General features: G+C 73.3%; 4 protein-coding genes and 1 pseudogene. All 5 read left to right on the top strand.

Annotated features, from left to right (window positions below; genetic code table 11):
- Positions 1–142: 142 nt before the first annotated feature.
- Positions 143–7,645 (top strand): annotated as a pseudogene (locus BJ961_RS18475) (type I polyketide synthase); the annotation flags it as partial.
- Positions 7,646–8,091: 446 nt separating this feature from the next.
- Positions 8,092–8,838: a thioesterase domain-containing protein gene (locus BJ961_RS18480; protein ID WP_271413898.1), complete on the top strand. Its 747-nt coding sequence runs from the start codon at positions 8,092–8,094 to the stop codon at positions 8,836–8,838.
- A gap of 257 nt (positions 8,839–9,095) precedes the next feature.
- A complete protein-coding gene (locus tag BJ961_RS18485; protein ID WP_271413899.1) occupies positions 9,096–10,058 on the top strand; it encodes an alpha/beta fold hydrolase in 963 nt (320 codons plus the stop codon).
- Positions 10,059–10,310: 252 nt separating this feature from the next.
- Positions 10,311–12,047, top strand: a complete 1,737-nt coding sequence (ctaD, locus tag BJ961_RS18490) for an aa3-type cytochrome oxidase subunit I (RefSeq protein WP_271413900.1) — start codon at positions 10,311–10,313, stop codon at positions 12,045–12,047.
- Positions 12,044–12,415: a hypothetical protein gene (locus BJ961_RS18495; RefSeq protein ID WP_271413901.1), complete on the top strand. Its 372-nt coding sequence runs from the start codon at positions 12,044–12,046 to the stop codon at positions 12,413–12,415. The genes ctaD and BJ961_RS18495 overlap by 4 nt, the downstream gene beginning before the upstream one ends.
- The last annotated feature ends 16 nt before the right edge of the window (positions 12,416–12,431 follow it).

Here is a 12,431-nt window from a genome sequence, read left to right on the forward strand (position 1 = left end):
GGCCGGGTCCTGCCACGCTCGGGGAGCGATCGCACTCTGACCTGTTCACCCTCTTGCCGGGCAACTCGGTGGGGTTTGTCGACGTCTTGGGGCATGAGTCGACAAAAGGGGAGAACCTATGGGTTTGCACGCCGACATCGTCATGCCCCTGCCGGAGTTGCTGAAGGGCCACGCCCGACGTCTCGGGGACAAGGTCTGCTTCCAGGATCCGTTCACGCGCGTGACCTACCGGGAACTCGAGCAGCGGACCGCTCGACTGGCCGGTCATCTCGCCGGGCTCGGCCTGGTCCGCGGCGACCGGGTGGCGATCCTGCTCGGCAACCGTGTCGAGGCGGTCGAGAGTCTGCTCGCCGTCACCAGGGCGAGCGGGGTGGGCGTCCCACTGGACCCCGAGGGCTCCGAGGCGGAGCTGGCACGTCTGCTGGACGACAGCGGGGCGCGGGTACTCATCACCGATGACGCGTGCCTGGCGCGGCGGCGGGCGCTGACGTCCCGCCCCGGGCTGAGCACGGTGGTGGCCGGTGGCAACGGGGACGAAGTGTCTTCGTCCGGGGACCGCTTACTGCGGTACGAGGGGCTGGTGGGCACCGAACCGCGCACACCGGCCCGGGACGACCTCGCACTGGACGAGGTGGCCTGGCTGTTGTACACCTCTGGATCCTCGGGCGCGCCCAAGGGAGTGCTGTCCACCCAGCGCAACCGCCTGGCGCCGGTCTCGGCCGGCCTCGTCGACGTCCTGGGTTTGTCCGAACGGGACCGGGTGCTGTGGCCGTTGCCCCTGCACCACGCGATGAGCCAGGTGGTGTGCGTCCTCGGGGTGACCGCCGTGGGGGCGAGCGCCGTGCTGCTGCCCCGGTTCTCGGTGGCGGGAGTCTTCGGCGAACTGCGCCGTGAGGACGCCGTGTTCACCTTGCTCGGCGGAGTCCCGACGACTTACTCGGCCCTGCTCGACACGGTCCGGGACGAAGACGGGGGCGGGCTCGGCGGCGGGTCCCGCGACCAGGACGGCGGCGAAGCCGGCGGTGGCGAGGGCGACGGCGGGCTCGTCAGCCGGAGCGCAGGCGAGGCCGGTGGCCAAGTCGGCTGCCGGGATGACGGCGTGAGTCGCGACGCCCCCGGCCGCAAGGACGGCCGGGAGAGCCGCGGCGGGCTCGGCGCTCCCGCGCTGCGGGGGTGCATCAGTGGCGGCGCCGCGGCGGGACCCGAGTTCCGCGAGACTTTCGAGGCCGTCTGCCGGGTGCCCTACCTGGAGCACTACGGCAGCACGGAGGCGGGCCCGGTCACCATGACGGCGCCGGGAGGGCCGACGGCTCCGGGAACGTGCGGCCGAGTACTGCCCGGCACCCGGATGCGGGTCGGCGGAGGCGCCGACGGACGGGACACGGGTGAGGGCGAGCTGTGGGTCGGCGGGCCGGGGGTGATGGCCGGCTACCACGGCAGGCCGGAGGCCACCGCCGAGGTCCTGCGCGACGGCTGGTTCCGCACGGGTGACCTGGCCAGGATCGACGACGCGGGGGGACTCACACTGATCGGCCGGGTGAGCGAGCTCATCGTCCGGGGCGGGGAGAACATCCATCCCTCGGAGGTGGAGGCGGTGTTGCGACGCCTGCCGGGGGTGGCGGACGCCGCCGTGGCCGAGCGCCCGCACCCCGTCTTCGGTGAGGTGCCGGTCGGCTATCTGGTCCCCGAGCCGGGTGGCGGCGCGCTGGACCGGGGGCGCGTCCTCACCGCGTGCCGTGCGGAGCTCTCCGGCTTCAAGGTCCCCGTCGAGCTCTACGAGGTGACGGACCTCCCCCGCACCGCCTCCGGGAAGATCGTCCGGCGGGAACTCGGCGGTCTGCCCGCGCGGGCGCTGGGTGCCGAAACCGCCGGGAAACCGGCCCGGGACCTGCTGACCCTGGTGCGCGACGAGGCCGCGGCGGTGCTGGGCTGCACGGCCCGGGCGGTGGAGCCGGACACGGCACTGCGGGACCTCGGCATGGACTCCCTCGCGGCGACGGTGCTGCGGGAGAGGTTGTCGGCGGCGACGGGCGTGACGCTCTCCGAGGCCGTGGCCTTCGACTACCCCACGGCCGCCGCGCTGGCCGCCCACCTCGGAGCGCGGCACGCCGCCGCGTCGGCCGGTGCCGGGCGCGCGCGCCGGAACCCGGCCCGCCCGGACGAGGACCCCGTGGTGATCGTGGGGATGGCGTGCCGGTACCCCGGGGACGTGACGTCGCCCGAGGAACTGTGGCGGCTGGTGGCCGACGGGAGGGACGCCATCGGCCCCTTCCCCACCGACCGGGGCTGGGACACCGGCGCGCTGTACGACCCGGAGCCGGGACGCCCCGGACGTACCTATGTGCGCGAGGGCGGCTTCCTGACGGGTGTGGACCGCTTCGACCCGGCCTTCTTCGGCATCTCCCCCCGCGAGGCGCCGGCCATGGACCCGCAGCACCGGCTGCTGTTGGAAGTCGCGTGGGAGGCCTTCGAGCACGCGGGGCTGCTCCCCGCCGCCCTGCGCGGCTCGGCGACCGGGGTGTACGTAGGGCTGATGTACAGCGACTACGCCCGACGCCTGACGAGGACGCCCGAGCACGTCGAGGGATACCTCGGCCTCGGCAACGCCGGGAGTGTCGCCTCGGGCCGTATCGCGTACACCTTCGGTCTCCAGGGCCCGGCCCTGACCGTGGACACGGCGTGCTCCTCGTCCCTGGTGGCCCTGCATCTGGCGGCTCAGGCACTGCGCCGGGGCGAGTGCGCCTTCGCGTTGGCCGGCGGTGCCACGGTGATGTCGGGGCCGTCGTCGTTCGTCGAGTTCAGCCGGCAGCGGGCGCTGGCTCCGGACGGCCGCTGCAAGGCGTTCGGCGCGTCGGCCGACGGCACGGGGTGGGCCGAGGGCGCCGGAATGCTGCTGCTGAGCCGGCTGTCGGGAGCACGCCGGACCGGCCTGCCGGTACTGGCCGTGGTGAGGGGTTCGGCGGTGAACCAGGACGGGGCCAGCAACGGGCTGACCGCGCCCCACGGACCGGCCCAGCAGCGGGTGATCCAGCAGGCGCTCTCCGACGCCGGGCTGGCGTTCGACGACGTCGACGTGGTGGAGGCGCACGGCACCGGCACCCGGCTGGGAGACGTCATCGAGGCGGAGGCGTTCTTCGCCACGTACGGGCGGCGGGCGCGGCGGCGGGCGCTGCGGCTGGGCTCGGTGAAGTCGAACATCGGTCACTCCCAGGCCGCGGCCGGGGTGGCCGGGGTGATCAAAATGGTGCAGGCGATGGAGCACGGTGTGCTGCCGCGCACACTGCACGCCGACGAGCCGACGCCCCGGGTCGACTGGTCGACTGGTCGGATCGCACTGCTGAACGGGGCCGAGGAGTGGCCCGCGACGGACCGTCCGCGCCGGGCGGGAGTGTCCTCCTTCGGCATCAGCGGCACCAACGCCCACGTACTGCTCGAAGAGGCGCCGCGACACGGGGCGGCCGCATCGCCGTACGCCGTCGCCGACGACCGGGGCGGAGCCAGGACTCGCCGTGGTGGTGGCTCATCCGGGTCCGGTGGCGCCCAGCCCGCTCCGGTGCCGGGGGACGCGGCGCGGACCGGACCGGCCGCGGTGGGTTTCTTGGTGTCGGCCAGGAGCGTGCCGGGTCTGCGGGCCCAGGCGCGGCGGCTGCACGACCGGATGGCCGCCGACCCCGGAGCGGACCCGTTGGACGTCGCGTACTCCCTCGCCACCACGCGCACGGCGTTCGAGCACCGTGCCGTGGTGGTGGCCCGGGACCGCGCCGAACTGCTCGGCTCACTGCGTGCCGTGGCGGACAGCGGCACCGGGGTCGGGGCCGGGGCGGAGGACGTCGGCCGCCGACGCGGGGTGCACGCGGGCACGTCCCGTCGGCGTGGGCCGCTGGCCCTGCTGTTCACCGGCCAGGGCAGTCAGCGCGTGGGCATGGGGCGGGAACTGTACGCGTCGCGGGATCTGCATCCGGCATTCGCCCGTTCGTTCGACGAGTGTGGTGTGCTGCTCGATCCGCTGCTGCCGGTGCCCCTGCGGGAGGTGCTGTTCGCCCAGCCGCGCGGGCGGGCGGGGCTGCGGGCGGACGCGCTCCTGCGCACGACCCGGTACACGCAGCCGGCTCTCTTCGCCCTGGAGACGGCCCTGTTCCGGCAGTTGGAGGCCTGGGGGGTGCGTCCTGACGTGGTGGCCGGGCACTCGGTCGGCGAGGTGACGGCGGCCCACGTGGCGGGAGTCCTGTCGCTCCCGGACGCCTGCACGCTCGTCGCGGCCCGGGGCAGGCTGATGGACGCGCTGCCTCCGGGGGGTGCGATGGCCGCCGTGGGCGCCGGCGCGGACGAGGTTGCCGCCCACCTCGCGGCGAGCGGATGCGCCGCGGAGATCGCCGCCGTCAACGGGCCTGCCGCGGTGGTCGTTTCCGGCGACGAAAGCGCGGTCCGCGGCGTCGTCGCGCACTTCCGGGAGCGGGGTCGTGCGGCGCGGCCGCTGCGGGTGCGCCATGCCTTCCACTCGGCCCTGATGGAGCCCGTGCTCGCCGACTTCGCGGACGTGGTGGGGCAGCTTTCCCTTGCCGCGCCCCGGCTGCCTCTGGTCAGCGCCGTGCCGGGCCGGGAGGCCACCGACGCGGAGCTGAGCACACCGGAGTTCTGGGTGGAGCACGTCCGTCGCCCGGTCCGTTTCGCCGAGTCGGTGGCGCACCTGGCGGAACGGGGCGTGGCTCACTACGTCGAACTGGGACCGGACGGGGTGCTCACCGGCCTGGTACGGGACTGCCTCGCCGTGCCCGGGGAGGCCGGGGCGCCGCAGGACGCCGCCCCGGGCGGTGGGGCGGGCCCGGCACCGCAGGTCCTGCCGACACTGCGCGGGAGCCGGCCGGAGCCGGAGGCGTTGCTCGACACCCTCGCCGCGCTGCACGCGCACGGTGTCCCCGTCGACTGGCGGACCGTCTTCGCCGGGCGCGGCGGCGGCCGCGTCGCCCTGCCCACGTACGCCTTCCAGCGCCGCCGGTACTGGCTGGAGCAGGAGCCCGCCCCGGAGCGCCCGGTGTCCTCGCCGGCCGGGCCGGCCCATCCGTTCCTGCGCTCGGCCACCCGGACGGCCGACGACGACGGGATGCTGCTGACCGGGCTGCTCTCGGTGCCCGAACAGCCGTGGCTCGCCGACCACATGGTGGCGGGGGAGGTCCTGCTGCCGGCGACCGCGTTCGTCGAAATGGCCCTCCACGCCGGTGCGGCGGCGGGCGCGGCCGTCGTCGACGAACTCGTCCTGACGGCGCCGCTGGCACTGCCCCCGGAGGGTGCCGTCGAGTTGCAGGTGAAGGTGGCGGGACCGGACGGCGGGGGACGGCGGAAGGTGCTGTTCCACTCCCGGCCGTGCGCACCGGTGGAAGACCGGGCCTGGGTCCGGCACGCCGTCGGGACGCTCGCGCCGCGGCAGCCGCTCGCGGACCGGGATGCCGTCCCCGGTGTGCACGGCGGCCCACCGCGGCCACACGCGCCCTGGCCACCGGAGGCCGCGGTGCCGCTGCACGCGTACGCCGACGGCCCGGGAAGCGGACCGTACGAGCGGCTCACCGCCTCGGGGTTGCGCTACGGCCCGGCCTTCCAGGGGCTGCGCGCGACCTGGCGGCACGGGGAGGAGCTGTTCGCCGACGTCGTGCTGCCCGACGCGGCCCGGGGCCCGCACCCGGAGACGGGCGGCCCGCGGTTTCTCCTGCATCCCGCGCTGCTCGACGCGGCACTGCACGCGGTGGCCCTGGACGGTCTCGTCACGGAGCGGGCCGGGGTGGCGGGATCGGCTGAGACGCCTGAGACGGTGGGCGCGGGGTTGTCTCTGCCGTTCTCCTTCAGCGGGGTGCGCGTGGCTGCCACCCGTGTGGAGCGGGTGCGGGTACGCGTGACGCCCTCGGCGGACGGGCGGGCCGCGGTGGAGCTGACCGACGAGACGGGCACACCGGTGCTGTCGGTGCGTTCGCTGGTGCTCCGGGCGCTGCCACGAAACGGATCACCGGCGCCGGACGCACGCCCCGCTGCTCTTCACGCTGCTCTTCACCGGACCGACTGGGTGCCGCTCGCCGAGCCGCCCGCACCCGTGACGGCGGTCCGGTGGGGGGTGATGGGAACGGCGGGCCCCCGGACGACGAACCTCCTGGCGCCGCCGGGTTCCGGCGTCCCGGTGTACTCCGGCCCGGCGACGTGCGACGTGTCGGCCGGGGTGGTCGTGGCGCCGTGCCCGCCGCCGCCCGGCAGGACCGGACCCGGCCGGGACCCGGCAGCCGGGCTGTCGTGGACGGCGAGCTGGGCGCTGGGCCTCTTGCAGCGGTGGCTCGCCGAACCGCACTTGTCCGGCTCCCGTCTCGTCCTGGTGACGTCCGGCGCCGCCGGAGACCCCGGCACGACGGAGTCCGTACCGCCGCACACCCCGGTCTGGGGGCTGGTCCGCTCGGCCGTGCGGGAGCACCCGGGCCGTTTCGCCCTGATCGACGTGGACGAACACCCGGACTCCTGGAGGGTCGTGCCCTCCGTGGCGGCCGCAGCGGTACCGGAGGCTGCCGTACGCAGGGGGGCGGTGTACGTGCCGAAGCTGGTGTCCTTGGCCGGCGGGGAGCCGGAGCCGAGAACCCGACTGTCACTCGACCCACAAGGCACCGTCCTGGTCACCGGCGGCACCGGCTCCCTGGGCGTGCTGATGGCACGGCACCTGGTCGCCGCGCACGGAGTCCGGCACCTGCTGCTCGTCGGCCGGCGGGGGCCGGACGCGCCGGGCGCACGGGATCTCGTCCGGGAGTTGGGCGAGGCGGGAGCCCGGGTGACCGTGCGCGCGTGCGACGTCGCGGACCGGACGGCGCTCGCCGCTCTGCTCGACACGGTACCGGCGGCCCACCCGCTCACCGGTGTGGTGCACGCCGCGGGCGTGCTGGACGACGGTGTCGTCGCGTCGCTCACCACCGACCGTCTGCAGCGGGTACTGCGGCCCAAGGCCGACGCCGCCCTCGCACTGCACGACCTGACCCGGGGGCAGGACCTGGCCGTGTTCGCGCTGTTCTCCTCGGTGGCCGGTACCTTCGGCTCGGCCGGACAGGCGAACTACGCCGCGGCCAACTGCGTACTCGACGCCCTGGCACGGCACCGTCTGCGGCTCGGACTGCCCGGTACGTCGATCGTCTGGGGCCCGTGGCGGCAGACCGACGGCATGACGGCGCACCTGGGCGACGCGGACCGGATGCGGATGGCCCGCTCCGGGTTCGGCCCGCTCGGGCCGGAAGAGGGGCTGGCCCTCTTCGACGCCGCCGTGGCCGGTGACGACCCCGTGGTGGTGGCGGCCCGCATCGAGCGGGTCGCTCCGGACGACGGCGGTCCGGTGGCCGGCACCCGACGAACGCCTGTCGCCGGGGAGGGCAACGGAGACCGGCTCCGTCGGGCACTCGCGTCCGCTCCGCCCGGCGAACGGGGCGGGCTGCTGCTCGCGGAGGTCCGGGCTCTGGCGGCCCGGGTGCTCGGCCATCCGGAAGGGGCGAACGCGATCGACGAGGACGTGCTGTTGGCGGACCTGGGGCTGGACTCCCTCGCCGCGGTCGACCTGCGCAATGAGCTCACCGCATCGACGGGGCTGGACCTGCCGTCCACGCTGGTGTTCGACTTCCCCACGGCGCGTGCGCTCGCCGCCGAACTGACACGGCGCCGTGCCGCCGGGACGCGTCCCGCCGGTCACGCGGACCACGCCCCGGTGGCCGGCGGCAGCCCCGACACCGGCGGCCCCGTGGCGGGCGGCTCGGTGGCCGAAGACGTTTCGACGGCTCACGAGTCGGTGACCAGCCGCCCGGCGACCAGCGACGCCCGCGGCGCCGGCCCGGTGGCCCGGGGCCCGGCACGGCTCGCCGCCGCGGACCCTTCGCACTCCCCGGTCGGCCGGCGCCGTACGGCCCGGACGGAGGTCCGGTCACCACCCCGACCGCCCGACCGGGGTCCGAGGTGCGGGCCGGGAGCGCGGCGAACACCGACGCCGCGTCCGATTCCCCGGGTACGTCCGAGTCCCTGGGTACGTCCGACTCCCTGGGTGCGCTCTTCCGTACCGCGTGCGCCCGTGGGCAGACCTGGGACGGCATGGCGCTCCTCACCGTCGCCGCGCGCCTGCGCCCGGTGTTCGGCCGGGCCGGGACCGTCGGCGCGGCACACGAACCGGTCCCGCTCGCGGTGGGCGGCGCGGGCCCCCGGCTGCTCTGCCTCCCCGCGCTCAGCGCGCTTTCGGGCCCTCAGGAGTACGCGCGGCTCGGGGCCGGGCTGCGGGGAATGCGGCCGGTTTCCGCCCTGCGGCATCCGGGGTTCGGTCCCGGGGAGGCGTTGCCCGCCGATGTGGACGCGCTCGTCGCCGCCGAGGCGGCCACCGTTCGCGCGGCCGCGGCCGAGGGCCCCCTGGTGCTGCTGGGCCGGTCGGCCGGTGGCTGGGTGGCCCATGCCGTCGCCGAGCGGCTGGGCTCCGAGGGCGCCGCGCCGGTTGCCGTGGTCCTCCTGGACACGTATCCGCCCGGTCACGGCGACCGGGATCGGGCGCTGTCGGCGATGACGTCGGACATGCTGCGGCGGGCGGCGGAGTTCGCCTCGGCAGACCTCGACCGGCTCACCGCCATGGCGGGGTACTTCGAGCTCTTCGATGCATGGGAGCCCGCGCCGCTTTCCTGCCCCACCTTGTACGTACGGGCGGGTGACCCGCTGCCCGACACCGAGTCCGCCCCGCGCTGGGGTCTGCCGCACGCTGAAGTCACGGTGCCCGGGGATCACTTCACCATGCTGGAGGAGCACGCCCGTACCACCGCGCTCGCCGTCCACCGGTGGTTGGCCGACCGGGTCTGAGGTCGCCCCGTCGGGCGGCTGGGGGCCGATGCGTTCAGTCCATGGTTGCGGCGCATGCCGCGGCTGCGGGCCCCGCCGCCCGGCGCGCTCTCCCTGCCTCCGTCCCGTTCCGCAGGGGGGGTGGCACCAGTTTCCGGCACCGTCCAGCGACACCAGCGGGAGGCCAGCTCGCTGGATGGCCCGCCACCTCCCCGCTTCTGAAAGATGGTCCGTGTCCAGCCCACAGCGGCAACCGCGGAAGTCAGAGGGCCTCTCTCATGAACCACACTCGTCTCGCACACCGGCCCAAGGGCCGGGCACTGCGGGCCACGGCGCTGCTGGCCATCACCGCCTGCACGCTCACCGCCTGCGGCAACGGGCACGACGACGCCTCCGCGTCGGCGTCGTCGCCCGCCGCCTCCGCGCCGGCCGCCGGGGCGTCCTCGCCGGCGGCCTCACCCGGCGCGGAAGGACCTTCCGACTCGGCACTTCGCATGATCGCCAACGGCGGCCACCGGCTCGCGTTCCACGTCACTCCCGGACACCTGCCGGCCATCGTCCTGGATGCCGGCGGCGGGGAGGACTCCTCCCAGTGGAAGGAGATCGCGCCGAGGCTCCACTCGGCCACCGGCTCGCAGATCATCACCTACGACCGGGCCGGCATGGGGGCCAGCGACGAAGTACCAGGCCCCTGGAAGGTGGAGAACGCCGTCAGCGACCTCGAGGCGGGTCTGCGGGAGCTGGGCGTCACCAGGAACGTGGTTCTCGTGGCCCATTCCCAGGCAGGTGAGGTCGCCACGTACTTCACCCGGGACAACCCACGTCTCGTCTCCGGCGCGGTCCTCATCGACGCGAGCCTGCCCCAGCTCTACACCGACGAGCAGATCGCCCGACTGGTCGCCGCCACCGCACCGCAGGTCGAGGCGGCGAGGAAGGACACCTCGAAGAAGGCCAACCGCCAGCTCATCGCCACCGCGGAGAGCTACGTCCCCCTGCACGAGGCCTACCACGAGGTCACCTGGCCCTCGTCCGTCCCCGCCACCGTCGTCGTCTCCGAGAAGACACCCTTCGACGGATCGCCCCAGGACGCCCGGCGCTGGCGCGAGGCCGCCGCGGAGTTCGCCGCCGCGGCACCCAACCGGGCCCTGGTCACCGCGTGGGGCAGCTCCCATGCGATCCCTCACGACCGCCCCGGCCTGGTACTCGAGGAGATCGAGAGGATGCTCGGCAGACTCTCCTGACGGGTCCCGGAGTCGGGGCCCGTGGGGAACGGAACGCTGCCCAACGGCGAGGCCCCGACGGCGACGTGGTCCGGCATGGCCTCTCGCCCGCGTGACGGGGTGAACGTGATCACTGCGCTTCTTGGCCGACCCCCATCCGAGTGCATCCCATGTGAACCGGCCCGCGTGTCGTTTGCCCCAGGAGTCGTGCCGCGCTCCGTATCGCGAGGATGAACCCGAACATCACCTCATGCAGCGGGAGACATACGCGCCGTGACCACAGTCCACGAGCCTCCGAGGCCCGAAGCCGGCGAGTACTACTCGGACGAACTGCCCCTTCGGGGCAAGACGCCCGGCAACGTAGTGATCAAATGGTTGACGACCACTGACCACAAGACGATCGGCACGCTGTATCTGGTGACGTCGTTCGCGTTCTTCCTGATCGGCGGCGTGATGGCGCTGGTCATGCGCGCCGAGCTGGCCCGACCCGGTCTGCAGATCGTGTCGAACGAGCAGTACAACCAGGCGTTCACGATGCACGGCACGATCATGCTGCTGATGTTCGCGACGCCGCTGTTCTCCGGCTTCGCGAACTGGATCATGCCGCTCCAGATCGGCGCTCCGGACGTGGCCTTCCCCCGGCTGAACATGTTCGCCTACTGGCTGTACCTGTTCGGCTCGACGATCGCGGTGGGCGGGTTCCTGACCCCGCAGGGCGCGGCCGACTTCGGCTGGTTCGCCTACAACCCGCTGTCCAACGCGGAGCACTCGCCGGGCCTGGGCAGCGAACTGTGGATCATGGGTCTGGCCTTCTCCGGCTTCGGCACCATCCTCGGCTCGGTCAACTTCATCACCACGATCATCTGCATGCGCGCGCCGGGCATGACCATGTTCCGGATGCCGATCTTCACCTGGAACGTGCTGCTGACCGGTGTGCTGGTCCTGCTGGCCTTCCCGGTGCTGGCCGCGGCCCTGTTCGCGCTGGAGGCCGACCGCAAGTTCGGTGCCCACATCTTCGACTCGTCCAACGGCGGGGCGCTGCTGTGGCAACACCTCTTCTGGTTCTTCGGGCATCCAGAGGTGTACATCATCGCGCTGCCGTTCTTCGGCATCGTCAGTGAGATCATCCCGGTCTTCTCCCGCAAGCCGATCTTCGGCTACATGGGTCTGATCGGCGCGACGATCGCGATCGCGGGCCTGTCGGTGACGGTGTGGGCGCACCACATGTACGTCACGGGCGGTGTGCTGCTGCCGTTCTTCTCCTTCATGACCTTCCTGATCGCGGTTCCGACCGGTGTGAAGTTCTTCAACTGGATCGGCACCATGTGGAAGGGATCACTCAGCTTCGAGACACCGATGCTGTGGTCCACCGGCTTCCTGATCACCTTCCTCTTCGGTGGTCTGACCGGTGTCATCCTGGCCTCGCCGCCGCTGGACTTCCACGTCTCGGACTCGTACTTCGTGGTGGCGCACTTCCACTACGTGGTGTTCGGCACCGTGGTGTTCGCGATGTTCGCCGGCTTCCACTTCTGGTGGCCCAAGTTCACCGGCAAGCTGCTGGACGAGCGCCTCGGCAAGATCACCTTCTGGACGCTGTTCATCGGCTTCCACGGCACCTTCCTGGTCCAGCACTGGCTGGGCGCCGAGGGCATGCCGCGCCGCTACGCCGACTACCTGGCCGCGGACGGCTTCACCGCCCTGAACACGGTCTCGACGATCGCTTCCTTCCTGCTGGGCCTGTCCATGCTCCCGTTCCTCTACAACGTGTGGAAGACGGCCAAGTACGGCAAGCCGGTCGGGGTGGACGACCCGTGGGGCTACGGCCGTTCGCTGGAGTGGGCGACGTCCTGCCCGCCGCCGCGGCACAACTTCTGCACCCTGCCGCGCATCCGCTCCGAATCGCCCGCCTTCGACCTGCACCACTTCGACCTCACCTCTCTGGATCAGAAGGAGAACACCGGCCGACGTGACGTCATCGACGCGGCGGGACACGAAGGCGAGCGGTCGTGAACCACAGCCGGCGCCGACACCTGCCCGCCGACACCGACACCATCGCCGCACAGGCGGAGGGCTATCTGCGGGCCCAGGCTCATTACGACGAGGCCCGCACCGAAGCGGAAGCGCTGTGCAGCCGCATGCCGTGGATGACCACGGCCCAGGCCGAGGACTTCACTCGGCACTACGTCGACCATCGGCTCGTCCTCGTGCGCGTCATGCTCAGCGCGACCGTGGCACGCGCGGGAGAACTGCGCCAAGAGTACGAAGGACGCTACCTCCACCTGCGGCGCGACCTACTCAGACGGCACGCAGCCGGGGTGTCGGTCGCGCTGGCCTCTGCTGCCGCCCTGCACACAGCGGCCTGGTTCTGGCTGCGGTAGACGTAGGGGGCTGGAG

Origin of the sequence: Streptomyces lienomycini (assembly GCF_027947595.1) — a bacterium.
Taxonomy (GTDB): domain Bacteria; phylum Actinomycetota; class Actinomycetes; order Streptomycetales; family Streptomycetaceae; genus Streptomyces; species Streptomyces lienomycini.